Here is a 24,247-nt window from a genome sequence, read left to right on the forward strand (position 1 = left end):
TCTTTGCCCACTCTCTAAACAGATACAGGCCAGTCTTCCACTTTTAAATCCGCAGCCACAATCTAATAAATATACATTTTCCTTCTCATTACACCAAACAGGGTTTTTATATTCATCCAGGTATGTACCATCTCTCCATATGACATTATCTGTCGGTGTATCCTCTAAGGAAAAAATTGCCGGTGAGGTAGATCAGGCTGAAAAGAACGGGACGATCTAATATCCGGCAACTCATGCCGCCCTATCGGCAGCTTACGTTTCTCCCCATTGCCCTGCGCAGATTTTTCTGTTACCGTCAGAATATCAGCGCAGGGCAGGAGGGAGCAACATCATGTCAACTTCAGAATCCATTATTCAATGTCAGCATTTACAGAAGTCCTTTCAACAGAAAGCTGTCCTTAGTGATATCAGCTTTTCGATTTCCAAAGGCCAGATCTTCGGCCTTCTTGGTCCATCCGGTGCCGGCAAAACAACCCTCATCAAAATACTGACCGGGCAGCTTTCCCCTGACGAAGGCTCCGTCACTGTCTTTGGGAAAAAGGTAGAAACACTGACCGGCGAAGATAAACGAGAAATGGGAATCATGATGGACCAGTTCGGGCTTTATGAACGGCTGACCTGTGCAGACAATCTGAATATCTATGCAGATATTTATGAAATTTCTCATCAAAGAACCGCAGACGCACTGGCTGCAGTTGGCCTTGCCGATTCTCTGAAAAAGCCTGCTGCCTGTCTGTCAAAAGGTATGACTGCAAGGCTGAAGCTTGCCCGTGCTTTTATACATTCCCCGGAAATCCTTTTTCTGGATGAACCTACAAGTGGACTGGATCCGGCTTCCATGCAAATGATCCACCAGCTTATCCTGAAAAAGAAACAGGAAGGAATCATCTATGCGAAACGTTTTCATTATCCTAAAAAAGCAATTGAAGGATACACTGAAAAACAAAACTGTCCTGATCCAGTTCCTTCTTTTCCCTGTCATGACCCTGATCATGGAACACGCCATTACCCTGAATGATATGCCGGAACTCTTTTTTACAAGGCTGTTTTCTACCATGTACATCGGCATGGCACCACTGACCGCTATGGCCGCTATTATCTCAGAAGAAAAAGAGAAAAACACCCTGCGGGTGCTTATGATGGCAAATGTAAAACCATGGCAGTATCTGGCTGGAACTGGTTCTTATGCTTTTCTGATCTGCATGGCAGGAGCAGGTGTTATGGCCTCCGGGCTGCCCCTGACTGCTATTCCTTTTTATATGCTGATCATGGCTGCCGGCTTTCTTCTTTCGATTCTGACTGGTGCCTGTGTGGGCATCTTTGCAGAGAATCAGATGGCCGCAACCTCTCTGACCATGCCGGTCATGATGATATTGTCCTTTTTACCGATGCTCTCCATGTTTAATGACAGCATTCGTAAGGTTGCCCGGATATTTTATACCCAGCAGCTCAAGCTCTGCCTGGATCATATACCTGATGCCAGCCTTGCTTCCTCTGTTTTCGGAGAAGCATTGGCCATTATTCTGATCAATGCTATCATTATAACAGGTGTGTACGTTGTAATTTATAAAAGAAAAGGACTGGAATAGATGAAAATAGAAATTGATGTGGACGAGGCATATTCCGACACAGCGATCGTTATTCACACGCCCCGGCTGACACCAGACACAGAAAAGCTGATTTCTCTGATCAGAATGCTTAATATGCAGATTGCAGTGAAAAGAGATGGGGAAACTCACCTACTCGATACTGAGAAAATTCTTTATATAGAAGCCGTAGAACGCAGCACCTTCGTTTATACCGAAGATGCCACCTTCGAATCAGATTTCAGGCTTTACGAGATGGAAGAGAAGCTGTTGGAACAGGGCTTTTTCCGTGCCAGCAAACAGAGCATCCTGAACTTGAAGAAAGTAAAAAGCTTAAAGGCCGATATTAACCGCAAGATACGGGTTACGCTCGAGAATGGAGAACAGATCCTTGTATCCCGCATGTACGCAGACGAACTCAGAAGGAGGCTTGGAATTCAATGATGGAAAATAATAAAACAATCTTTACTTATATCAGTCAGGTATTTGCCACCTTCGGCATCATTCTGCTTCTTTTTGTCCTGTTTGGACTAACAATCGGTGACAGCGTAAAAGAATACTCTTCCCTGTTCGCTCTTGGCCGCCAAGGCTTTTCCATCGCAACGATCCTGCAGCTTTTTTTTCTGGCTGTGATCATTTCCCTTGCTCAGATCACTTTCCTCACTGACAGATGGATCCAAAATCTGGCTCTGATTCTCAGGAATATCCTGTTTTTCACAACCGTTATCCTTACCATTGTCATCTTTGTCATCCTGTTTGATTGGTTTCCGATCGATGACCTGTCTGCCTGGGCTGGCTTTGCACTGTCCTTTGCAGCCTGTACTGCAGCCAGTGTTGCGATCAGCCGGCTAAAGGAAAAGACCGAGAACAACAAAATGGAGCAGGCTCTTGGAAGAATGCAAAAATAATCATAATTACTATTCCACTTTATTCCTGGCCTATACCCGCAATCATCTTATCGATCTCTTCCCTTGTAACATTCCCCGGAATCCTCATATGACTGGCATCGAATTTCGTTGCCCCATGGTTCATCATATACTCGACAAACTTATCATAGGGATAAAGACCTTCCACTCTCCTCTGCTCTCCATAGATCCAGAAGCTGATCAGTCCCTCATCCACCTGAATGCCATCCAGATTCAGGAACGCTTTCGCATCCATCGGGAAAATACTTGCGCATTCATCTGTCAGCGTATAAACTGCCAGAACCTTGCCATCATTTCTATTTTTCATCAGGGAAAGCTTCGCATAGTAAAAATCCCCTGCCTGCAGCTCATGAATCGTCTCTTCAAAATCATTGAGATCCGGACAGGTCTTATAATATTCCCGTTTTTCAGGCTCCATGAACCATGGATACAGGGCAAGTGTCAAAATGCACTGCTTCATCTCTAGATCATTGCAGAAGCGGTGCAGGCTTTCCAGGCTGAATGCTGCCATGGCTTCTTCCTTATTTTCAAGCTCATCAATCGTATAATTTCTTTTCTCTTCTGTACAATAGAAAGAAGCCTTCTTAAACTGCCTCTCTATCTCCCTTGCCACCTGTATGAAGTCATGGATCTCTGTTTTGGTCGTCGGAATGTTATAGCTGATCGTAACCTGTCCGTCAGCAATCCTGCTTCCATCAAAAAAGATACCCCGTCCTGTGCGCTTTGCATTGTACAGCACAGCCATCTGGATATTTTTTACTTTTCCAAACAATCCTTTACGGTTGATCACCAGTGTAAAAGCCATTTCCTGTCCCCCTCATTTAATTGTCTGCTTTCTAATTGCCTGCATCCGCAATAACTTCAATCACTTTTCTGGCAAAGTTGATTTTTCTCTGACTGATGATCTCACCATTCTCTGATATGGTCACCTGTGCTACCGCTAACTGATCGTCCTTTGCTGGCTTGGGATTCCCCATAAGTGTCGTCCACTCCACCTGAATGTCAGCTTCCAAAATTTTCTTATTGCACAGAATCACGTACTGCATCCTGTCAAAAAACTCTGAATTGGAATCTGCACTGACAATGATGTCGTTTTCCTCATTCTGGTAAACCTCAACCGTATAGTATACGACATCTTCATCCGATTCTGCATATTGTTCATTCGGTGAAACGGTTGCCTGATATAAAAGATCTGCTGTCTCTGCAGCGGCAGAATTATTTGTTTCTTTGTTCTCTTTAGTGGCGCAGCCGACTGTGGCTAATACTAATAGTGCAGCTATATATAACGATATCAATTTCAGGTTTCTTTTCATCATTCTATACCTCTGTTCCTGCCTCTTATCTTAATTAAAGCTGTTTTTCCAGCATCTCTGTTATTTTCTCTCTTTCCCCGCTGCCATTTGTTTTAAATCTCAGCAAAGGAATACCATATACTTCCATGATGTGGTTCTTCATTAAATCTCTTTGATTCTGCTTTGTCCCATTTTTATGATACTCATATCCATCAACTTCCACGGCCAATACAGGCTTTTTACTGATTCTATTATATATCAGGAAATCTAGGTGTGTAGACGAATTCTTTACATATCTGTCTTCCTGCTCATTTAATAATTGCGTATCCCTGATCAGGGTACTCAAAGGAAAATGACAGACAACCTCTAAAAATGAATATTTATTATCAGCAATAATTTCTTCAATCAGGGAATACATCAAATTCTCTGAATCAAATTCTGATATCTTTTTATGTTTTTTCAGATATTCTATTCTCTCTTTTGTATACTGTGTATAAAGATAATCAAAAACAGAATAGGTTTTGCTTTCCGTTACTTCAAAATTGTGATACTGAATATAGTCTATCAGATCTGTTATATTCCGTTCTTTTGGCTGTTCATTTCCTGTCACAACAAGCATCAGCTTCTTTTTTGCTCTCGATACTGCCACATTGATTAAATATGGATCATCTGCAAAATCTGAAATTTCATCGTCTACAGTAGATATAATAATGTTGTCTTTCTCTTTCCCTTGAAACTTATGTACTGTAGCAGCATCAATGTCTGTAATTTCTTTCCGCAATGCTTCTACCTGATTTTTATAAGGTGATATAATTCCCGTTTCCTGTGGATCAGGCGCATACTTAGGTAGAATTTCATTCTTTATCACATCGATTTGCCGTTGGCTATAATGATCACGTGCATGATTCCCAACCACTGTTTTAACTACCGAGAGCACATCCTGCTCCCCTCTATCGGTGGTCATAATAATCAGCTCTCCCCGATAAAATTTCTGATTGCAGAAATTGATTATCTTCGGATGACATCTGTAATGCTCACGCAACAACGTCTGTGTTACATCTGGCATAACATCCAAAACAGACTGCAGGAAACTGTTTGTATATCGATAACCTTCATTAATCTGAAAGCTGTCAAATATAGAATCTACGGTATTCTTCATCTCACTTGGGATCACATTGGGTAATTGTTTCGTATCACCCACAATCACAACATTTCTGGCGCAGGAAAGAGCCAATGCCCCTGTTGCTATGTCCACCTGTGATGCCTCGTCCATAATAAGATAATCGTAAACCACATCAGCATTCAAACTATTTCTTGAAGAAAATGTTGTACTTAATATAACTGGATACTCTTGCAAAACGCTATAGGGCTCTTTCTTTAAATCATCTTCACTAAATATTCTGCGATGGTCATTTTCCCCATATCTTCCAGCCAATTTATTCTTCAATAGTCTCATGGATCCATCACATAAATTATCGAGCAACTTTTGATCAACATTATCCAAGTAAGATTCTATCTCAGCAATTTCATCTGACAGCTCTGCCTGCTTCGCACAGTAATACATTGCCTGAAAGGTTATAATTATTTTGGCAATATCCTGTTTATAGAAGTTCCAGCTTATTATTCCATATCTTATGAGAGCCTTGATTTTAAATATAAATCCCGTTGTTTTTTCCTTTTCAGAAATCAGCTGGCTCTCCTGCCATAACGTCATCCAGTCCTCTGATGATAATTTTCTGCTTAGCTTTATCAGTTCTGTATCAACATCAGATTCCTCAATATATTGCCTAAAATATTCAAGCTCTGTAATCAGACCTGAAAGTTCCTGTTTTAAGCAGGCCAGTTTCTCCTTTTTATCAAAAACAAATTTTAACTGTGTTGACTGTTCTGCTATTTGCTGCTGTAATTTTGTCAGGTCATCCTCTGTTTTCCAGGCTGTAAAATCAGGATAATTTATATTCTGATTAGCAACAAAGCTTTTCCTATTATCGGATTTTCCTAATGTCGCCGCTATAAATCCCAAATTATAACGAGGCGAAGATAATTTCTCATATACATTTTCTGTCGCCGCATTGTTATTGGAAACGATCTGCACTGTTTTATCCTGCATCAAAATATTAGCAATTATGTTTAATATTGTCTGCGTCTTACCGGTCCCTGGCGGTCCCTGAATAATACTGATCTGACTTTCCATCGCATTTTTAACAGCTTTATACTGACTGTTATTACAACCAAACGGAAAAATAGGTACAAATCCACATTCTTTTTTATCTTTGCCCTTTTGAAGTAATGCCGGATTTAAATACTTCGCCAGCACAATGTTCTCACCTACAAAATTTACTTTTTCATATTGTTTTGTCAGTAGATTTTCACCAGTTTCTTCATTCCTGAGATTGCTTACCTGCGCAATCTGTTTTATATATGCAAGCACACTCATTGCCTGCTTCTGACTTAAGACAGATTTTTCAATGGTCAGGTCATCCCGCCTGTAATCCCTTTCACTGCCGTCTCCAAAACAGATATGCCAGTACTCACACTCTCCTTTAAATACATATATGGCTGTCACATTAAAAAAAGGCCGTCTCTCTCTGCTGAGACGGTACAAATTAGGATTCAATGATTCCGGGGTTTTTAACCATTCCACATTCGAATATGTGTATGCATAAAGCTTTCCGTTTTTAAATTTTACATCCCACTTGTGAGTATCCTGGTTGTATTGACAGGCTATTACTTCAGAGGTTTTAATCTCCCCTTTAATAATAAGCATATTATTCTTAGTATTCATTTGTTAACAAGCCTCTTCAATATATCCTTCTCCTCCACTTTTCCTTCATAGTTATTTTAAAGAATTTACAATAACTCATAAATAACCAATTTATGTTAACTCCAATATCCCTTGCTTGCATTATTATAACTTTGGGCTCCAAAGATTAAGATACACAAGCACTATTTTAATAATTCTTCTTAGTGCTGAAGCAACTCTTTCCAGTTTTCCGGAAATCCCATCGTACTAATCTGAACACACTCATATTTGTCAAAAAGAAGCTCAATATTATCCACAAACAAATTCCAATGTGTATCATTTTTTAGCAAATGTTTCAAACATAAAAGCACACCATATATTCTATTATTCCCTATTCCGGCTTGTGTGTACTCCTTATATAATATGGGTGTCTTGGACAACTTGGCATTATATATTCTTCCGTAATGTGCACAGATATTTCTCACATACGATATGCTCTCCAACCAGCTTTCGAAATATGTATAACCTACACCAAATGTCTTTGCAATAGCCTTTTTATCCTTATTAAGCATATTCTTATAAAACTTCGATAGTGTACCAAAACTAAAAACTTCTACCAATGCATAGATCGGCAAGTAACCACCTTCATAGTTTTCTCTAAAATTACGTACAAATGGTGCCTTTGAGTTTCGTCCTATTTCTTCATTGATATCTTTCAAAAACTCTGCATGATAATTCTCATTGGCAAAATTTTCCGCCTGCAGATATCCCAAAACACCATATTGCTCAGCAAAAAAATTAGCTAATCTGCATCTTACGTTAATCTCAACCTTTTCAATCTCAGGAAAAATAATCTGTCTCAAATTTGCATTAAACAAATATAAATCCACTATTTCCTTAAATGTTGTCTGCTTATTATAACAACCATTTTTCGTTTTCAGATTAAGGCTGTATGCCTTTACTAACCTAAAATATGAAATATCATTAAGTATTTTCTTTGCATACGCCTCATCATCGACAATCAAACCAATACTTTTCAGATTTTCGACCTGTTCATCAATTGTCATAGGAGGCTGATGCTTTTTAAGTTCTCCCATACAATATTCTCCTTAAAATTAAAAGACCCAACGTGGTCCGCATCGTTGAGAGGCGTGTTGGGTTCTGTTAATAGATATTATATGCAAGTTTTTCAGAAAAATCAATAAAAAGTTGTTGTTTGTCTTAGACTATTAAATAATCCAAAATACTTTGTAGCAGAAATAATTCTACTCTTTATATTCTGTCTCCATAAGGTAATGACTTAATATATTTCTCCATATAATCCCAATCTGGTATATATCCTTCATCTGAATACTTATGTGTTTCATCTAATAAAGGGCTTCCATCATCAGATTTTTTATACGGAAGTTTTACTATTGTTTCTTTAACTCTATCCATTAAATAAGCACGTCCATATGAATATTTGAACTGCTCATTTTTTAGAAATGTCAAAATAAACATAGCGGTATATTTATTCAGCCAATCTGCCCTTATAACTATCATATGATCTCCGGTAATAAACTGCTCATCTTGATAGAAGCATGTTGCTGTTGTATCTCCTATGGTTATCGCATTTCTCTTTTCTATCAGCAATTATCTTGCTCTTTGAACCAATGGCTGTTGAAACTGGCAACAAAACGGCTAACTTTACCGTTTTTCGCGGCAGATTATTTTTCTCACGTTGATTATTCATCTTTTCAACAACATCAGATAAGAAGTGTATAAACACCATGATAAAGTCTATATAATGGTGTAAATTACAAATCTATATAAAAAGAGCCAAGTGCTCATCTTCCAGTTATAATTAAGTTACCACACAAAACAAAATTGAAAGGATGAAACCCATAGCTCAATTACATTTTACATTAGATAGTGATTTTTTGTAGGACTTTTTTCAGAAACTAAGGATGAAGCATTCGGCAAGCTTATGGAAGCTTTACTTAATCAGGTTCTTCAAGCTGAATCTACCGAACAACTTGGTGCTAATAACTATGAACGTTCTCTGGAACGTTCTGATTACAGAAACGGAACCAGGACAAGGTCATTAACTACTCGCATCGGAAAGATTGAATTACAAGTTCCTAGACATCGTAATGTCCCATTTAAGACTTCCTTATTCGAGAATTACCAGCGTAATGAGCAAGCTTTAATTACAACCATGATGGAAATGGTAGTGCAGGGTATATCAACCAGAAATGTCAAAAAAGTAACGGAAGAACTCTGTGGAGAGTCTTTCTCTAAATCTACTGTTTACTACCCAACTTAGTGGTAGTTGATTTCTCCTACACATAAAATGATAAAATATCCAAAAGCTGATTAAAACCGAGAGATATTCCGAATTTCGAAATAAAAGTCGTAGTATTATTACGATTTTTTATAAAATGGGAAATTTTGAAAAGAAAAAGATTTGTAAGAAATAGAAATACCTTAAATACCTTTTGCAGTATTCCAAAATAAGCCCGGTACTGCCCAAACAGGTATCATATAGGTATTAACGAAAAGAAAAAAGCTCCAGAAATGGCTTGTTTTCGCTGTTTCTGAAGCTGTGTTTACTATTCAAACTCGGCAAAAAAGATACAAAACTTAATCATATTTGTTTAAGTTTTGTATCTTTTTTGCCGTTTTTTTATTTCAGTTGTATATATTACTTTGGCTCACTGATTTTCTGTTGCCAATTTGTTGCCAGAACTTTTATTTTTGATTATTTTGGGCTTTATCCATCTTTTCTTGTAATTTCATTAATGCATCAAAACTCTGCATTCCCTTTTGTGGATTCTCCATCAACTTATTCATAAAAATTTCAAGTAATTTGTCCTCTAGCTTAACAGCACTACCAACTTGTTCATGTTTTATTGTTTCTATAAATGCAGAAAGCATTTGTGAAAATCTAGTTTCAATATTGCTTTCAAGTTCTTTCATACTATCTGGAATTTGTTGCACTTCTAGTAACAATGTTGATAATATCTCCGCATTTTCTACTGCACTATTCTCTGATATATTTAACAATGCACTTACTTCACTAACTGGGTTATGAACCGTTTCACCATTTTCAATAGCTTGCATCATAGCCTCAATATCCTTCTTAGCTAAATCAGCACCACTCAATGTTGTTTCATATGATATAGTTCTCATATTAGCTATATCAAAAGGTATATTCACATCTCCCTTTATAATCTGAATCGCCGGTTTACGATATGAATGTCTAATAGCTAATTCATAAAATACATTTGGATTACTTCCAGTCAAATCAGCAATTACTAAATCAGCAGAAATAATTTGTTCTATAATCGCCTTCGTAATTAATCCACTGTTTGTCATTTTATCAGCTCGCACAACAGAATAACCAAACGAGTCACAGACTGGATTGATAATATATTCTAAAACTTCATCTGCATTTTTTCGTATTTCTGTACCTTCTTTTCCAATAGGTGTTATTATAAAACATACCTTATCCATTGTACCCCTCCACTATTAAATTGTTTTATAGCCTGTAAATTTCTCTTTACCAACCCTACACATTCTTTATTTTGAATACACTGCATCATTTCTGGAAAGAAGGTACACGCAATACTGATTCATACTGATTCCTTCTCTCTGAGAATGCTCTGCCAGTGATCTGTGTAGGCTTCGTGGAATTCTTAATTTAAACTGTCCAGAATAGTCTTCCAGACTGTCTGGTTCATGAATCTCTACACCGTCTTCTAATGCAGCTTCAATCCATGCTTTTTTTGCATCCAGTGCATTTGCTACCGCACTCTCCACTGTCTCACCACAAGTAATGCAACCAGGCAAATCCGGATAAGAAACTACAAATCCGCCTTCATCTTTGTCTTCCACAATTTCCATACGATAGGACATTGTCATATAATCATTCAGCGTCTTCATCATTCTTCGCCTCACTTTCTACAATCTGCCTTACCATTTCTACATATACTTTCTTGATTGGTTCATGCTTTGGTATTGTAATTGGCATACACCCTTGCTTTCTGAAAGTGTAATGACTGCTTCCACTTCTTGGTGCATTCATTTCGTATCCGTAGCTTTCCAATACCTTCCGTAACTCATCAAATCGGAGGTCTTTCGATAAATTGCATATACGTGTTATCAGTTTATCCCACTTTGACATTTGTTATACCTCCTACGTATATTATATGTGGTGTCGTATATGGTGTCAATCTTTTTTATGTATTATACATTATTTTTATAAAAATCACTATGAGAATTTTGTCTTTAAATACCTTACAAATTCAAGTGCATCCTCATGCATTTGTTTTATATCAGAAAAAGATTTCCCTCGTCTGACTTGCAAAATATTATTTTTGAGAACAATTTGTTGACACAAAAAAATGCAGAATTATCTGGAGAATTTAATTCTTTAAAAGAAGATTTCGAAAATTATAAAAATGCACAAATTCAAAAAGAAGAAAAACAATTCAACTCACGATCTGCTTTCATCGGAAATTGTATTGCATTTATTCTTCTAATAGTTCCATATGTTTTTATTCTAGTTAAGCTAGAATTTGTTAAGGCAAAATATGCCGCCCAAGTCACAAAAGGTAATATAATTTATTTAACATTTGCAGTTATTATTAGTTTAGTCGTAGCCTTTTTGTATATACAGTTAAAAAAAATAATCGTTATTTTAGTTAGAAAAGTCATGTCTAAATACAAATAACTTGTACCCAAATCGTACCCATTTGCACATAAAAAGTAATATATGCTGCTCTTGCTCAGATTCTTTCTCATAATTCATAAAACATTGATTCTACAAGGCTTTCGGCTAATATGAAATAAAAATAAAAGAGACCGTAAGGTGAGGAAAACTTGGACTCATCTTATGGTCTCTGATACTTTTTATTTTATTGTTGACGATATAGTTTTTTGCCCTAAAGACGATAAACCATATTGCCCTTTAACAACCTTTTTATTCAAACTCAATCGTCGCCGGTGGTTTCCCCGTGCAGTCATACATGACTCTGTTCACGCCCTTCACTTCATTCACGATCCTGCTGGTCACCTTGGCAAGTACCTCCCAGGGGATCTGTGCAGCTTCTGCTGTCATGAAGTCAGAAGTATTTACGGCTCTCAGTGCCACTGCATAATCATAGGTACGCTCATCACCCATGACACCAACACTTCTCATATTGGTAAGGGCTGCAAAGTACTGACCAAGACCCTTGTCCACACCGGCTTTGGCAATCTCCTCACGGTAGATTGCATCTGCGTCCTGAACGATACGGACCTTCTCGGCAGTAACCTCTCCGATGATACGGATACCAAGGCCGGGACCGGGGAACGGCTGACGGTATACGAGGTACTCCGGAATACCAAGTTCGAGACCGGCACGACGAACCTCGTCCTTGAACAAAAGCCGCAGCGGCTCAATGATCTCCTTGAAATCTACATAATCCGGCAATCCGCCTACGTTGTGATGAGATTTGATCACAGCACTCTTGCCAAGGCCACTCTCGATCACATCCGGATAAATGGTACCCTGTACCAGGAAATCTACTTTACCGATCTTCTTGGCCTCTTCCTCGAAGACACGGATAAACTCTTCACCAATGATCTTTCTCTTTCTTTCCGGCTCTTCCACACCGGCAAGCTTGCTGTAGAAACGCTCCTGTGCATTCACACGGATAAAATTCAGGTCATAAGGGCCGTCCGGGCCAAAGACTGCTTCTACCTCATCTCCTTCATTTTTGCGGAGAAGACCATGATCTACAAATACGCAGGTAAGCTGCTTGCCTACTGCCTTTGCCAGAAGGACTGCTGCCACAGAGGAATCCACACCGCCGGAAAGTGCACAGAGCACCTTGCCGTCTCCTACCTTTTCACGGATCTGCTGGATCGTTGTCTCCACGAAAGAATCCATCTTCCAGTCACCCTTGCAGTGGCATACCTGATATACGAAATTGGAAAGCATCTTCATACCTTCCTGTGTATGCATGACTTCCGGATGGAACTGTACTGCATAAAGTCCCCTCTCCGGATTCTCCATTGCCGCTACCGGACATACCGGTGTATGCGCTGTTACCTTGAAATCTGCAGGAGCTGCCTCAATATAATCTGTATGGCTCATCCAGCAGATCGTTTTTTCTGATACATTATGGAAAAGCACAGAGGATTTGTCCACGGTCACTTCCGTCTTACCATACTCACTGACAGGTGCTGTCTTTACGCTGCCTCCAAGAAGGTAGGACATAAGCTGGGAACCATAGCAGATACCAAGGATCGGAATTCCCAGTTCAAAAATTTCTTTGGAACATCTCGGAGACTCCTCAGCATATACACTGCTTGGTCCTCCGGTAAAAATAATGCCCTTCGGGTTCATCTTTTTGATGTCCTCAAGGCTCATGCTGTAAGGATGTACCTCACAATATACATTACATTCTCTGACACGTCTGGCGATCAGCTGATTATACTGTCCGCCGAAGTCAAGTACGATAACTGTTTCTCTTTCCACGCTGCTTCTCCTCTGTCTCTTTCGATTGTTGAAAGCATATTTAATCATGCGGGGCAAAGAAAGAAGCCTCTCTTTCCATCCCTGCTCCACATCATTATATGCTATCTTCCGAAGCCTTGTCAAAATTATTTTCAGGACTGCAGACTCATCTCGTGCTGATGCAGATATTTTTCTCTGGTTGCCAGTCCGCCTCTGATATGACGCTCCATTTTGTTCACATCGAGAACCTTTCTCGCCTCCATGGCAAGGGAGGGATTGATCTGCATCAGCCTTTCCGTCACGTCCTTGTGCACTGTACTTTTGGAAATCCCAAATGCCTTGGCTGTCTGTCTTACCGTTGCATTGTTTTCGATGATATACCCTGCAATATCGATTGCTCTCTCTTCAATATAATCCTTCAAAGGAAACCCCTCAGAATACTTTTTTACATTCTATGAAGTATCCTGAGGGGTTATGCCCTTCTTCCCTTATTTCACACTTGCAAAATATTTCATCAGTATTTCCTTCATAAACTGATATCTTCTTGCATACGTGTTCTCGATCCGGATCAGTTCAAAACCATGCTCCCGGCAGATCTCATTCTTTTTCCTGTCACGCTCCATGACAACAGCATTTTCCTGATGCTCTCTTCCATCCAGCTCGATCGCCAGGATCGGGATATCTACTTTGGTTCTTCCCTGTCTTTCATAGACCACGAAGTCAAATCTTCCTGTATAAAACAGATCATTATAAGAACTGTTATCCTGAAATACATGAGCAAGGCTGACTTCTTTCTGTACAATACACTTCTGATTGGTATTCAGCACATTATCCAGTGCATGGTTCAGATTCTCCAGAAAGGCCTGTTCTGTTTCTGTGCTGTATGGCTTGATCCCAAGCGCTCTTGACGCATTGGTTTTCGGCGTGACCTTTGTTTCCCCATTGTGCTTCACATACTGCACCAGTTCATACAGATCATCGTCATCGGAGCCGGCATGCAGCCTTTCCAGCTCCTGATCACTTGAAAGCACGATCAGCCGCTCTTTTGCCCTGGATACTGCCACATTGATCAGTTCCTTGTTATTTTTCAGCCATTCATACGTTCCCTGCCCGGTCCTGTCTGTCAATGCCAGGGAAAAAAGAACCACATCCTTTTCATCACCCTGAAAAGCGTGAACTGTACCGCAGGAAATATTGGAGAGTCCATTTTCCTTCAGTTTTTCATTGATCAGCTCCCTCTGATTGGCAAAAGGTGTGATGACGGCTATCTTTTTATCCTTGTTCATGGCCGCATATTTTACGATCTCATCTGCCTCAAGTGGTGCCGTATTCTTACTGTAGGTCTGATTATCCGGCACATCCACAAAGGTCAGCGGCATGGCTTCCTTACTCTGGCTGCATATCTTAAGCTTGTTATTATAATACTTCTTATTATTAAACTGAATGATCTTTTCATTACATCTGTAGTGATGGCTCAGCAGAATTTCCCTGCTGACAGAATCACATGCCAGATAAACCTTATAAATAGAATTTTTGATATAATCATATTCATCTGTAATATGATACATCTTCCGAAGCTTCAGGTTTTCAATCTGGTTCAGCAGGATCACCGGATTGAGTTGCTGCGGATCCCCGACAAGCATAAGGCTTTCTCCCCGTAGGATCGGGACAAGAGAAACTGCAATATTTCCCTGACTGGCTTCATCCATCACCACCATGTCAAAATGAACACCCGGATTTCCGATCTTGTGTGCTGAAATAGATGTTGTTGCAATAATGGGAAAGATCCTCTGGAATTTCTTCAGATTTTCTTCCTTTTTCAGATAATCATTGAAGGCTTTTACCTTTTTCTCTTTGCTTTCCGTATACACAATATCCAGAAGATCTGCATTTTTTGGCTCCTGCAGCCGCTTGATGCACTTGGCAGAGGTATAATACAGATAATTTTTAAAAGCATCTTCATCCTCTAATACCAGCTTCAGTGCTTCTTCATCTGTAATATCCTCTGTTTTGCTGATCTTTTCTTTTACCTGTGTCAGCTGCACACCCTGAAGCTGTGTCTGGAAAGTCAGATGTTTATTGGAATCCATCAGGCTGCGGATCGCCTCCTCTGTTTCAAGGAGCCGCAAACGTTCCTCATAATTCTGCAAAAGTGCTGTCAGTTTTCTTGTCCTGGCTACTCTGTCCGATTTTCTTTTTTCCAGTGTACCTTCGAAAATATTAATGCTTCTGGTACTTTCATAGAGTTCTCTGATATAGTCAAGTGCCGCTGCCACCCTGTCATCACTGCCAAGCCTTATCACCGGAAAAGGGATCATCCCTTTCTTTCCATACGGGATATTCTGCAGCTTTTCGCACACCCCATCAATCGGATGATTATTATAAGAAGTAACCAGAACGGTCTGCTCGTTAAAAAAGGCTGTTACCAGTGTATTGACGATCGTATTGGTTTTCCCGGTTCCCGGCGGTCCCTGGATATAGGCAAGCGGATATTTCATCGCATTATGAATGGCCAAAAGCTGATCCAGATTGATCTGCTTATTTAAAAGTGCGATCGGAAATACTTTTCTGCTGGCAGGCTCCTGCACCAGATTTCCGAAAAAGGCCTGTATCGGGGCTGTCACCTCATCCTTCTGGAACATTTCATCGATTGCTCTGTATTCTTCATGAAGATCCAGCAGGATGTTCCTTCCGATTGCTATAAGGTATGGCATATCATCCACACCTCTGATCTGATTGTTGCACTCTGTGATCCTGTCCTTGATCAGCTCTGCATTCTTTTCAAAATCGTTCAGTAACTCATAATCGTCTGCATCCAGAAATTTCCGGATACTCTGCTGGCTTCCATCTATCGTAAACTCCGTACAGATTGTCACTTCATCTGCAGGCTTGAGACATCTGTTCTTCACATCAAGGCTCATTCCTCTGTAGGCAAGCACATAAAGTCCCTGTTTGACTGGCACACTTAAAACATTCAGCGCCAGTTGTTTGATTCTCCTGCCTCCGGAAGTGCTGGCACTGCCATACTGGAAACCGGTAATGATCTCCCGGAACTGCTCGCCGGTCAGATGATAATCCCCTCTTCTGATACAGTCCCCGTCAAAATAGCGGAGCAGGCTGTATTCCGTTTTATAGGGAACCGCATCCAGCCTGTTGCAGTCTATATAGTAATTCAGAAGCTTCAGATTTGATACATTATGAAAAATGGACTCATACCGGTGAGGATTCCTGCAGATATCTTCTTTCAGCATTTCCGGTACTTCATAATAGGAGCCTTCTATCACTGTAGAAGACAGAATAGAATCCAGATAGATATGCAGTTCCAAAATCGTGCACTTCTCCAGATGCAGGCCTTCCACCAGAAGTGTTTTTGTAAGCGGATTGACATCTATAATCCCAATCCAGTACTTTGTGATTTCTTCCTGTTTGTTTTTGTATTCAATACTGAGCCATTTATTTTCATGGATCGCTCTGAAAATATCACGACTTATCGTTTTCATAAATTTCCCACTCTGTATGATCACTGTCTGTTTTATCAGCTGTTTCCTTTATCATACCAGAAAACTTGACTTTTTCCCACCTCATGCTATACTCATAAAGGTTCACACCCGAGTGTTCGAGACCTTCCACTCGTAAAAAAAATACTAAAGGAGAAAAAATATGGAACAGACACGTAACAAACACGTATTGCGCCTTGCACAGGCTGCAATGATCGCAGCACTTTATATTGTGCTCACCTTTATCGCCAATCTGCTTGGCATCGCCTCCGGAGCGGTACAGATCCGCTTTTCCGAGGCACTCACGATCCTGCCCTACTTTACCGCTTCCGCAGTGCCTGGCCTTACAGTAGGCTGTCTTCTGGCAAATATCCTGACAGGATGTGCCCTTCCGGATATCATTTTCGGAACACTGGCCACTCTGCTTGGGGCTGTTTTTACAAGGCTTCTTCGCAAGTATAAATGGCTCGCTCCCGTGCCTCCGATCCTTGCCAATGCCCTGATCATCCCCCCGGTTCTTTACTTTGCCTATGGGGTAAAGCCCATCTGGTTTTCCCTTGTAACAGTAACTGCCGGAGAGATCATTTCCTGCGGTGTTCTAGGAATGCTCCTACTATTTGCCCTGCAAAAATATGCTTCTGTCCTTTTTAAGGACTAACGACACCCCGGAAGTGATCCGTGAACCATCACGTCCGGGGTGTCTTCTTTTTTTGTTACTGCTCCATTCTTACATAAGTAATAAAGCGGTTTCCATTCTTTTCAAACCAGTCTTTGGAATCATTCATTCCCATCTTGTAAACTGTTCCGGTTGCCGGATTCATGATCACCGTATTCATCTCATTGAATCCGATCAGAAGCACCGCTTCCCCCTCTTCTGTCATGACAAGCACCGGGATATCCTGATTGACATAGTAAAGCACACTGTCAAGGCTGACACCTGTCAGATCCAGTACTCTGGACTGCTCCAGATTATCCTTCAGGATCTGCAGGACCCCCTCTCCCCGATCCAGAAGATACTGGGTATTTCTGCTGATTCCCTCATATTCAAGGATCGTGTCCAGACATACAGCAAGGCTTCCCTGATTCTCTTCCGCTGCCATTCCCTGAATTGCCATGATCTGATTCTTCAGGCTCCGATTGCCCTTCATCCAGATATAAGAGCCGGTATCATCTACCACTACGCCGGATACATCACTGGCCAGCCTCACGGCATTTCCTTCATTCATGAAAATGCCCTCCACACCATTCTTTCCATAGACATAGTATCTGTCTCCCCGCTCCTGAGAAGCAGCGATCACAATATTTCTTCCGCCTTCGAAAAGCACTTCTCTCGGTGTCAGATGCTTCATAGAGTCTGTATTGATGTCTTCCTTCAGTGCGATCTGCGTTACTGTTTCATAAAGATCCACTGCAACAGTTTCCAGATAATTACTGCTTTCTGTCTGTGTTTCTGCATTGATGATCTGGTCATCACTGACCGATTCATAGTTTCCTGCTTCTGTACGGGTCACTCTCTTTAAATTGATCTGATTTCCATTTACACTGCCGGAAGTAACATAAATGCCTTCCTGATGATATTCCTTTAAAATACCTTCCGTTTCGTTTTCGATCCTGACACTGTACATGGGAAATACCAGATTTCCCGTTTCATCCGGCACAATATCATCTTTTCTTGCAGCTCCGTAGATCAGATCATCCCCGATAAAACCGATAGGAGCGATCGCCTCTCCGTTCCCGGCTTTGATATGACTCTGTACACCAGTATTCAGATTCATCAGGATCAGCTCTGTTCCTTCATAAAGCTCATTTTCCTTCTGCCAGACGACCATTTGATTACTGTCCGATACCTGATAGCAGCCCTCCTTCAGATCCTTGACGATCACATCGCAGGAGCGGCTGGCCGAGCTGATGCCATACAGGACATTGTCGAGCAGGAGATACAGTGTACCACCCTTATTGATATAAGACAGCTCCTTGACCTCTGCCATGAGAAGCTCCGGTGACTTACTGCTTGGAACATAAAGCATTTCTTCAATAGTGTTCACCGCACCATCATAATAATAAACTGAAATTCCAACCTTTCCCTCATGCCGGCCGCGGTTCATGTAGCCATATACCATAAAGGTCACATTGCCACCCTCGTCCACATTCAGGATCTGGATGTCATGTTTATCGTAGCTGTCTCTCTCATCCTGATCGTGCCGGTCCGTAAAACCAAACAGATAGGCCAGCTTATTGTCTGCAATATTATAGCTGTACAGCCTCCGTCCCGTGACAAATGCTGCCACTCCACCACCGCTGCTCTCCGTAAGAGGAACCTCGTCTCCAGTGATTCCAAGATAAATCTTCTTATTGCCAAAGACCTTGCCAGAATCATCAAAAACCTGGTTCATGGTTCTCTCATAATCCAGCAGATACATGCGATCTGATGTATAACGGATCCGGTAAAATTCCTCTACCTGATAATAAATGGTATTTTTCCCGCTGCCTTCATAAACCATATAGTCTAACAGGATGCTCGCTGTCTGGGACGCCAGTTCCCTGACTGTGATCCTTGGCTCTGCCAGTTTTTTGACAGAAAGGCTCCCCCAGGTCACCTGCTGAAAGCTGCTGTGGATTGTCACTTTTCCAAGCGTAGTATTATCTCCTTCTGAATTGGACTCCAGATACTTCGTCAGCTCCTTTGCCCGCTCCTTGTCAAATGTGCGTTCAGAAAAATCCAGTACATAATCCAGCTTTTCAGCCGCATAATAATTATCTCCATACAGAACCCTCGTATAATAACGGATCTCATTCCCTGAGGAAGTAGTCAGGATCATCACCAGCATATATTCCCTGCCGCTGTCGATCAGATCCTTCAGTCCGAAGTTCACCGTGATCTCATCATTTTCCTCGGAAAATTCTGGTATAGCTGTATCCTCTACAAGCCGCTCCCCGTCGAGACTACGAACCTCATAGCGGATTCCTTCTATTTCCCGTCCATAGCACGAAATCTTGCAGGATACCCGTCTACCCTCCATTAATGGAGTGATGGCCTCCCGCATATAATTGATCTCCATGGCATCTGCATAGCCATGCAGTGTATTGATCTCTATTCCCTGATACTGCATTGTGATCACCGGGTAAGATGCCTTTGACATCTCTACTGTCATATCCGTATTTCCCTTGTTCATCACTCTGCTGATCACTGTCATTGACATGAAAAATACAGCAATCACAATTATTGCCTTTATGATATACTTCTTCATTTAGCTCTCCGTCTGTTCAAAAAGTTTCTGCAGGGTTGTATGCACCTGAAGCTCCTCCGTCAGCCTCTGGATACCGGTATCCTTTTTCCCTCTGCCCTTTACCGCACGGATCAGGATGTTCTTCGGTGTATGCTCCATATCAATAAATTCCAGGATCTGCGTGTCATAGCCATGCTCCTCCAGAAGATCTGCCCGGATCGCGTCAGTCAGAAGCGCCGACATTCTCTCCCTGATCAGACCATATTTCAGCACCGGTGCAAGCGCTTCATTCCTGATCTGTTTATTGACCTCATGCTGACAGCAGGGTACGGAAAGGATCACTCTTGCTCCCCAGTCCACTGCCTTTTGCAGCGCATAATCTGTAGCTGTATCACAGGCATGCAGTGTCACCACCATGTCCACGTGGTCTGCTCCTGTAAACCCGGCAATATCTCCTTTTTCAAAATGCAGCGCCTCATATCCATACTTCTCAGCCAGGGCACTGCAATGGTCGATCACATCTTCCTTCAGATCAAGTCCTGTGATTGCTATCTGATAGCCTTTCTTTTCATGTAAGTAATAATACAGGGCAAAAGTCAGATAGGACTTACCACAGCCAAAATCAATAATATGGATACATTCGTCCTTTGAAAAAACAGGAAGGATATCCTCCACAAATTCCAGATAACGATTGATCTGACGGAATTTATCATATCTGGCATGTACGATCCTGCCATCTATTGTCTGCACACCAAGATCAACCAGAAATGGAACCGGTATCCCCTCTTCCAGCAGATATTTCTTTTTTCTGTTATGGGAAAGAGCCTGCACTGCTGTTGCCGGCTGCATTTTTGTCTGCTTTCCAGTCCATTTTACTGTCATTTTCCCTTTTTTGCTCACAAGGACAAGAAGCTTTTTCCCTCTGTTTTCACCCTCAAGCTGCCTGAAATCCTCTGTCAGAAGAGCCTCGATCTCTTCTTTTGCCTGTTCCCTGTCAAGATTTTCATGGAAAACCTGTTTGCCCCGGAAACGGGTGACCTGGAACATAAGCTGTTCCTTTAAAAGAACTGGTCTTATTTTTACTTTTACAGTACCTTCCTTCTGTCTCGGGTTACTGATTATAATCTCCGAAAGTCCCTCTGACAGAAGAAGGTCTAGTGCCATCCTCAGTTCTTCCATGCTATCCTCTTTCTAAAACCGCAGAATCCCCCTGTGGGAATCGTGTCTTCTCTTATATATTTCATAAAAAAGCAGGATCTGGATCAGATCACCTGCCCATTGCCATTTTTCTGGTGGAGCCTGCTCTTTGCTTTCATTTTTTTCTTCCTCTCTTCTGATCCTGTCAAGGATATCGGATGAGAGCTTATACAACTGCCATCTGTCTGGAAATTCATCATAGATCATGCTGCCTTCATAGTCAAGTTTATCCAAAATTTCCGCTATTTTCTTCTGATATTTTCTGGCGTCTGCCGGATACATCTGCTGAAGATACTCAAGATCCTTCAGGATCGTATCTTCCTCCTGATAATACAGAGGAAGCGGATATGTCATATAAAAAGGCAGAATTTTGCGCTCATACATAAAAAAGACTCCTGGCTTCTTTATCCTTATCATATGAACAGCGTTCCGCTTTTGTTCCCTGCTTCTGCTTTTACATCCCGCAACCGGAAAACAGGGGCAGATACTATCTGCCCCCGTATAAATCCCATATTCACCGTCTGCTTTCGCTTCCCGGCTTATTTCAGTACATGAATACGGGCAAGTGCTCTCTGGAGTGCTGTCTCTGCCCGCAAAATATCGGTTTCCGGTGTTTTGGAACGAAGTCTCTCTTCGGCACGTTCCTTCGCACGGTCTGCACGATCCAGATCGATCTCCTCCGGCCACTCGATGATCTCTGCCAGTATAGTCACCTTCTCTGGAAGGATCTCCACAAAGCCCGCATGCAGTGCTGCATGCTTCTGACCCTCAGCCTCTGTGATCGTCAGGACACCCGGACTTACGATCACGGTTGTCGGTACGTGCATTTTGTAAACTCCGATCTCTCCCTCAGTGGTATTGAACTCCACCATGGAGGCCTCTCCTTCATAGAAAACTCTGTCAGGAGTAATGATCTTAAGTGTAAATAACTGATTATCTGCCATAGGTACCCTCCCTACTTAACACGGGCAAGTACATCATCAATGCTTCCTGCATTCAGGAAATAGCTTTCCGGTATGTCATCATGCTTACCTTCCAGAATCTCCTTAAATCCACGGATGGTTTCGTTGATCGGCACATATTTTCCGGGAAGCCCGGTAAACTGTCCTGCAACGAAGAAAGGCTGGGATAAGAATCTCTGTACCTTTCTTGCTCTGGAAACAACAAGCTTGTCGCTTTCAGAAAGCTCATCCATACCAAGGATTGCGATAATATCCTGCAGTTCCTTATATTTCTGCAGAATCTCCTGTACGCCTCTGGCAACCTCATAATGCTCTTCGCCAACAACTCTGGGATCCAGAATTCTGGAGGTGGACTCCAAAGGATCCACTGCCGGATAAATACCAAGCTCTACGATAGAACGTGATAATACGGTTGTTGCATCCAGATGGGCAAAGGTTGTTGCCGGTGCCGGGTCAGTCAAGTCATCCGCAGGCACATAAACTGCCTGAACAGAAGTAATGGATCCGTTTCTGGTAGAGGTGATACGCTCCTGCAGAGCACCCATCTCAGTCTGCAGTGTAGGCTGATAACCTACCGCAGAAGGCATACGGCCGAGAAGTGCGGACACCTCGGAACCTGCCTGGGTAAAACGGAAAATATTATCAATGAAAAGAAGGACATCCTTACCACCCTTATCACGGAAGTACTCTGCCATGGTAAGTCCGGTAAGACCAACTCTCATTCTCGCTCCAGGGGGCTCATTCATCTGACCAAATACCATGGTAGTCTTATCAATAACGCCAGACTCTGTCATTTCGTGATACAGGTCATTTCCCTCTCTTGTTCTTTCACCTACTCCGGTAAATACGGAATAGCCGCCGTGCTCGGTTGCGATATTTCTGATCAGCTCCTGGATCAGGACTGTCTTACCTACACCAGCACCGCCAAAAAGTCCGATCTTTCCACCCTTCTGGTAAGGACAGAGAAGGTCAACGACTTTAATACCAGTTTCCAGCAGCTCCTGCTGTGTGGACTGCTCTACAAATTCGGGAGCCGGTCTGTGAATCGGCTCATAGCTTACTCCTTCGGGAGCCGGCTTATTATCAATGGGATTGCCAAGTACGTTAAAGATACGCCCCAGTGTGTTCTCACCTACCGGTACACTGATGGGAGCGCCGGTTGCTACTGCATCCATGCCTCTCTTCAGTCCGTCGGTGGTACCCATCGCGATACATCTGACAGTATCATCTCCCAGATGCTGCGCTACCTCCACGGTCAGCGCACTGCCGTCCTCCAAAGGAATTCTAACAGCTTCGTTAATCTCGGGAAGTCTGCCCGTAAACTTCAGATCCAGTACGGCGCCGACAATCTGCGTGATCTTTCCTGAGCTTTTTAAATCTGCCATTTCTTCCTCCTAGTTTACTGATACCATACCTCTCATGATATCTATGATATTGCATTTGCTCCTGCAATGATTTCTGTTAATTCCTGTGTAATGGATCCCTGTCTTGCTCTGTTGTAAAGCAGTGACAGGCTGCTGATCATATCCTCTGCATTGCTGGTTGCAGAATCCATTGCCTGCATTCTCGCACCATTCTCACTTGCTACGGCTTCAATCATACCACCGTAGATCAGACTGGTTACATATTTAGGAATGATCATATCCAGTGCTTCTTCGTCCTCAGGCTCAAAGTTCATGGGTGCTCTGTTATCATCCTCTGCTTCCTTTACTGCCTCACCGGCCTTTCCGGATGTTTCTTCTGAAACTTCCACCGGAAGGAGCTTAACCAGCGTAGGAACATGCACTACCGTATTTTTAAACCCGGTATAGGCAAGATAGATCTCACTGATCTCGCCATTCTCAAAGGCACTGAGCACTTCCTTGCTGATCGCCATGGCATCTGCATAGGCAGGCTCCTCGATTACATAGGAATAGTCAGCCTTGATCTCATAATTCTTCTGTAAGGCTTCCTTTCCTTTTTTACCGATTGCATAAATACTTAAGTCTTCGTCCTTCAGCTCTCCCCTTGTAATCAGCTTGACCACATTGGAGTTGTAGCCGCCTGCCAGTCCCCTGTTAGAGGTAATGACGATAACGGCTTTCTTTCCACCCTCTCCCGGCTTCAGATACCGGTGCTCAAGGCTACCGGTACGTCCCAGGATAGACTGTACAGTACTGTACATGGCATGGAAATAATCTTCGGACTTTTCTGCATTCTGCCGTGCTCTCTGCAGCTTAACAGTAGAAACAAGCTTCATGGCTTTGGTAATCTGCTGGGTGCTCTGAATACTGCTCTTGCGCCTTTTTATGTCTCTCATTGAGGCCATAATTAATCACCTGTCTTTCTACTGC

Annotated in this window: 24 protein-coding genes; 7 read left to right on the forward strand and 17 right to left on the reverse strand. The window is 41.9% G+C overall.

Going from position 1 to position 24,247, the window contains the following annotated elements:
• Positions 1 to 331 precede the first annotated feature (331 nt).
• Genes WJQ40_RS01375 through WJQ40_RS01390 form a run of 4 tightly spaced genes read left to right on the forward strand, consistent with a single transcriptional unit; the run spans position 332 to position 2,494 of the window.
• On the forward strand, positions 332 to 1,018 hold the full coding sequence (locus tag WJQ40_RS01375) for an ABC transporter ATP-binding protein (protein ID WP_337537667.1): 687 nt from the start codon (positions 332 to 334) through the stop codon (positions 1,016 to 1,018).
• On the forward strand, positions 924 to 1,589 hold the full coding sequence (locus WJQ40_RS01380; protein WP_337537689.1) for an ABC transporter permease: 666 nt from the start codon (positions 924 to 926) through the stop codon (positions 1,587 to 1,589). Before WJQ40_RS01375 ends, WJQ40_RS01380 begins: the two co-directional genes overlap by 95 nt.
• The gene (locus WJQ40_RS01385) at positions 1,590 to 2,030 is read left to right on the forward strand and encodes a LytTR family DNA-binding domain-containing protein (RefSeq protein ID WP_337537668.1); all 441 of its coding nucleotides are present in this window, start codon (positions 1,590 to 1,592) and stop codon (positions 2,028 to 2,030) included.
• Entirely contained in the window at positions 2,027 to 2,494 is a 468-nt protein-coding gene (locus tag WJQ40_RS01390) for a hypothetical protein (RefSeq protein ID WP_337537669.1), read from the forward strand. The genes WJQ40_RS01385 and WJQ40_RS01390 overlap by 4 nt, the downstream gene beginning before the upstream one ends.
• A gap of 19 nt (positions 2,495 to 2,513) precedes the next feature.
• Here the strand turns inward: WJQ40_RS01390 and WJQ40_RS01395 are convergent, their stop codons facing one another.
• The 5 genes from WJQ40_RS01395 to WJQ40_RS01415 form a co-directional block, all read right to left on the reverse strand.
• A complete protein-coding gene (locus WJQ40_RS01395) occupies positions 2,514 to 3,317 on the reverse strand; it encodes a DUF4299 family protein (RefSeq protein ID WP_337537670.1) in 804 nt (267 codons plus the stop codon).
• A gap of 31 nt (positions 3,318 to 3,348) precedes the next feature.
• Positions 3,349 to 3,828: a hypothetical protein gene (locus tag WJQ40_RS01400; protein ID WP_337537671.1), complete on the reverse strand. Its 480-nt coding sequence runs from the start codon at positions 3,826 to 3,828 to the stop codon at positions 3,349 to 3,351.
• Positions 3,829 to 3,859: 31 nt separating this feature from the next.
• Positions 3,860 to 6,589, reverse strand: a complete 2,730-nt coding sequence (locus WJQ40_RS01405; protein ID WP_337537672.1) for an AAA domain-containing protein — start codon at positions 6,587 to 6,589, stop codon at positions 3,860 to 3,862.
• A 179-nt stretch (positions 6,590 to 6,768) separates the two neighbouring features.
• Positions 6,769 to 7,644 (reverse strand): Abi family protein, encoded by an 876-nt coding sequence (locus tag WJQ40_RS01410; protein WP_337537673.1) that lies wholly within the window; start codon positions 7,642 to 7,644, stop codon positions 6,769 to 6,771.
• A gap of 175 nt (positions 7,645 to 7,819) precedes the next feature.
• The gene (locus tag WJQ40_RS01415) at positions 7,820 to 8,179 is read right to left on the reverse strand and encodes a restriction endonuclease subunit S (protein ID WP_262574804.1); all 360 of its coding nucleotides are present in this window, start codon (positions 8,177 to 8,179) and stop codon (positions 7,820 to 7,822) included.
• A gap of 334 nt (positions 8,180 to 8,513) precedes the next feature.
• Between WJQ40_RS01415 and WJQ40_RS01420 the strand changes: the two genes are divergently transcribed.
• Positions 8,514 to 8,852, forward strand: a complete 339-nt coding sequence (locus WJQ40_RS01420) for a transposase (RefSeq protein ID WP_262574803.1) — start codon at positions 8,514 to 8,516, stop codon at positions 8,850 to 8,852.
• A 425-nt stretch (positions 8,853 to 9,277) separates the two neighbouring features.
• Here the strand turns inward: WJQ40_RS01420 and WJQ40_RS01425 are convergent, their stop codons facing one another.
• The 3 genes from WJQ40_RS01425 to WJQ40_RS01435 all read right to left on the reverse strand — a co-directional run bounded on the left by WJQ40_RS01425 (position 9,278) and on the right by WJQ40_RS01435 (position 10,712).
• Positions 9,278 to 10,042: a hypothetical protein gene (locus WJQ40_RS01425; RefSeq protein ID WP_337537674.1), complete on the reverse strand. Its 765-nt coding sequence runs from the start codon at positions 10,040 to 10,042 to the stop codon at positions 9,278 to 9,280.
• Positions 10,043 to 10,108: 66 nt separating this feature from the next.
• On the reverse strand, positions 10,109 to 10,471 hold the full coding sequence (locus tag WJQ40_RS01430) for a type II toxin-antitoxin system HicB family antitoxin (protein ID WP_087275051.1): 363 nt from the start codon (positions 10,469 to 10,471) through the stop codon (positions 10,109 to 10,111).
• Positions 10,455 to 10,712, reverse strand: a complete 258-nt coding sequence (locus WJQ40_RS01435; RefSeq protein WP_055054195.1) for a type II toxin-antitoxin system HicA family toxin — start codon at positions 10,710 to 10,712, stop codon at positions 10,455 to 10,457. Before WJQ40_RS01435 ends, WJQ40_RS01430 begins: the two co-directional genes overlap by 17 nt.
• A 207-nt stretch (positions 10,713 to 10,919) precedes the next feature.
• On the opposite strand from WJQ40_RS01435, the gene WJQ40_RS01440 reads away from it, so the two are divergent.
• A complete protein-coding gene (locus tag WJQ40_RS01440; protein WP_262574799.1) occupies positions 10,920 to 11,261 on the forward strand; it encodes a hypothetical protein in 342 nt (113 codons plus the stop codon).
• A gap of 249 nt (positions 11,262 to 11,510) precedes the next feature.
• On the opposite strand, the gene guaA is transcribed toward WJQ40_RS01440, so the two are convergent.
• The 3 genes from guaA to WJQ40_RS01455 all read right to left on the reverse strand — a co-directional run bounded on the left by guaA (position 11,511) and on the right by WJQ40_RS01455 (position 16,531).
• Positions 11,511 to 13,052 (reverse strand): glutamine-hydrolyzing GMP synthase, encoded by a 1,542-nt coding sequence (gene guaA, locus WJQ40_RS01445; RefSeq protein WP_337537675.1) that lies wholly within the window; start codon positions 13,050 to 13,052, stop codon positions 11,511 to 11,513.
• A 131-nt stretch (positions 13,053 to 13,183) separates the two neighbouring features.
• Positions 13,184 to 13,453 carry a sporulation transcriptional regulator SpoIIID gene (gene spoIIID / locus WJQ40_RS01450; RefSeq protein WP_118797973.1) on the reverse strand — a complete coding sequence of 90 codons (270 nt, stop codon included), beginning with the start codon at positions 13,451 to 13,453 and terminating at the stop codon, positions 13,184 to 13,186.
• A 66-nt stretch (positions 13,454 to 13,519) separates the two neighbouring features.
• Complete coding sequence (locus tag WJQ40_RS01455; protein WP_337537676.1) at positions 13,520 to 16,531, reverse strand: AAA domain-containing protein; 3,012 nt, start codon at positions 16,529 to 16,531, stop codon at positions 13,520 to 13,522.
• A 160-nt stretch (positions 16,532 to 16,691) separates the two neighbouring features.
• On the opposite strand from WJQ40_RS01455, the gene WJQ40_RS01460 reads away from it, so the two are divergent.
• Positions 16,692 to 17,186, forward strand: coding sequence for a QueT transporter family protein (locus WJQ40_RS01460; RefSeq protein WP_337537677.1), 495 nt, complete (start codon positions 16,692 to 16,694; stop codon positions 17,184 to 17,186).
• A 55-nt stretch (positions 17,187 to 17,241) separates the two neighbouring features.
• Here the strand turns inward: WJQ40_RS01460 and WJQ40_RS01465 are convergent, their stop codons facing one another.
• From WJQ40_RS01465 to atpG, 6 genes are all read right to left on the reverse strand, one after another.
• Complete coding sequence (locus WJQ40_RS01465; protein WP_337537678.1) at positions 17,242 to 19,776, reverse strand: hypothetical protein; 2,535 nt, start codon at positions 19,774 to 19,776, stop codon at positions 17,242 to 17,244.
• Entirely contained in the window at positions 19,777 to 20,934 is a 1,158-nt protein-coding gene (locus WJQ40_RS01470) for an SAM-dependent methyltransferase (RefSeq protein WP_337537679.1), read from the reverse strand.
• A gap of 12 nt (positions 20,935 to 20,946) precedes the next feature.
• Positions 20,947 to 21,336, reverse strand: a complete 390-nt coding sequence (locus WJQ40_RS01475) for a hypothetical protein (RefSeq protein ID WP_147371207.1) — start codon at positions 21,334 to 21,336, stop codon at positions 20,947 to 20,949.
• Positions 21,337 to 21,491: 155 nt separating this feature from the next.
• Positions 21,492 to 21,896, reverse strand: coding sequence for an ATP synthase F1 subunit epsilon (gene atpC / locus WJQ40_RS01480; RefSeq protein ID WP_118797968.1), 405 nt, complete (start codon positions 21,894 to 21,896; stop codon positions 21,492 to 21,494).
• A gap of 11 nt (positions 21,897 to 21,907) precedes the next feature.
• Positions 21,908 to 23,299, reverse strand: a complete 1,392-nt coding sequence (gene atpD / locus WJQ40_RS01485; protein WP_118797967.1) for a F0F1 ATP synthase subunit beta — start codon at positions 23,297 to 23,299, stop codon at positions 21,908 to 21,910.
• 41 nt (positions 23,300 to 23,340) lie between these two features.
• On the reverse strand, positions 23,341 to 24,222 hold the full coding sequence (gene atpG / locus WJQ40_RS01490) for an ATP synthase F1 subunit gamma (RefSeq protein ID WP_337537680.1): 882 nt from the start codon (positions 24,220 to 24,222) through the stop codon (positions 23,341 to 23,343).
• Positions 24,223 to 24,247: the final 25 nt, after the last annotated feature.

It is taken from the genome of Suilimivivens sp., assembly GCF_037359455.1.
GTDB lineage: Bacteria > Bacillota > Clostridia > Lachnospirales > Lachnospiraceae > Suilimivivens > Suilimivivens aceti.

What these genes read in the sequence shown, in the direction of transcription:
- WJQ40_RS01435 (WP_055054195.1), bottom strand. Translation starts at nt 10,712, where the DNA reads ATGTCAAAGTGGGATAAACTGATAACACGTATATGCAATTTATCGAAA.
- WJQ40_RS01410 (WP_337537673.1), bottom strand. Translation starts at nt 7,644, where the DNA reads ATGGGAGAACTTAAAAAGCATCAGCCTCCTATGACAATTGATGAACAG.
- WJQ40_RS01395 (WP_337537670.1), bottom strand. Translation starts at nt 3,317, where the DNA reads ATGGCTTTTACACTGGTGATCAACCGTAAAGGATTGTTTGGAAAAGTA.
- atpD (WP_118797967.1), bottom strand. Translation starts at nt 23,299, where the DNA reads ATGGCAGATTTAAAAAGCTCAGGAAAGATCACGCAGATTGTCGGCGCC.
- WJQ40_RS01430 (WP_087275051.1), bottom strand. Translation starts at nt 10,471, where the DNA reads ATGAAGACGCTGAATGATTATATGACAATGTCCTATCGTATGGAAATT.
- WJQ40_RS01405 (WP_337537672.1), bottom strand. Translation starts at nt 6,589, where the DNA reads ATGAATACTAAGAATAATATGCTTATTATTAAAGGGGAGATTAAAACC.
- WJQ40_RS01465 (WP_337537678.1), bottom strand. Translation starts at nt 19,776, where the DNA reads ATGAAGAAGTATATCATAAAGGCAATAATTGTGATTGCTGTATTTTTC.
- WJQ40_RS01470 (WP_337537679.1), bottom strand. Translation starts at nt 20,934, where the DNA reads ATGGAAGAACTGAGGATGGCACTAGACCTTCTTCTGTCAGAGGGACTT.
- WJQ40_RS01400 (WP_337537671.1), bottom strand. Translation starts at nt 3,828, where the DNA reads ATGATGAAAAGAAACCTGAAATTGATATCGTTATATATAGCTGCACTA.
- WJQ40_RS01390 (WP_337537669.1), top strand. Translation starts at nt 2,027, where the DNA reads ATGATGGAAAATAATAAAACAATCTTTACTTATATCAGTCAGGTATTT.
- WJQ40_RS01475 (WP_147371207.1), bottom strand. Translation starts at nt 21,336, where the DNA reads ATGTATGAGCGCAAAATTCTGCCTTTTTATATGACATATCCGCTTCCT.
- WJQ40_RS01455 (WP_337537676.1), bottom strand. Translation starts at nt 16,531, where the DNA reads ATGAAAACGATAAGTCGTGATATTTTCAGAGCGATCCATGAAAATAAA.
- WJQ40_RS01425 (WP_337537674.1), bottom strand. Translation starts at nt 10,042, where the DNA reads ATGGATAAGGTATGTTTTATAATAACACCTATTGGAAAAGAAGGTACA.
- WJQ40_RS01420 (WP_262574803.1), top strand. Translation starts at nt 8,514, where the DNA reads ATGGAAGCTTTACTTAATCAGGTTCTTCAAGCTGAATCTACCGAACAA.
- atpG (WP_337537680.1), bottom strand. Translation starts at nt 24,222, where the DNA reads ATGGCCTCAATGAGAGACATAAAAAGGCGCAAGAGCAGTATTCAGAGC.
- WJQ40_RS01460 (WP_337537677.1), top strand. Translation starts at nt 16,692, where the DNA reads ATGGAACAGACACGTAACAAACACGTATTGCGCCTTGCACAGGCTGCA.
- WJQ40_RS01385 (WP_337537668.1), top strand. Translation starts at nt 1,590, where the DNA reads ATGAAAATAGAAATTGATGTGGACGAGGCATATTCCGACACAGCGATC.
- atpC (WP_118797968.1), bottom strand. Translation starts at nt 21,896, where the DNA reads ATGGCAGATAATCAGTTATTTACACTTAAGATCATTACTCCTGACAGA.
- WJQ40_RS01375 (WP_337537667.1), top strand. Translation starts at nt 332, where the DNA reads ATGTCAACTTCAGAATCCATTATTCAATGTCAGCATTTACAGAAGTCC.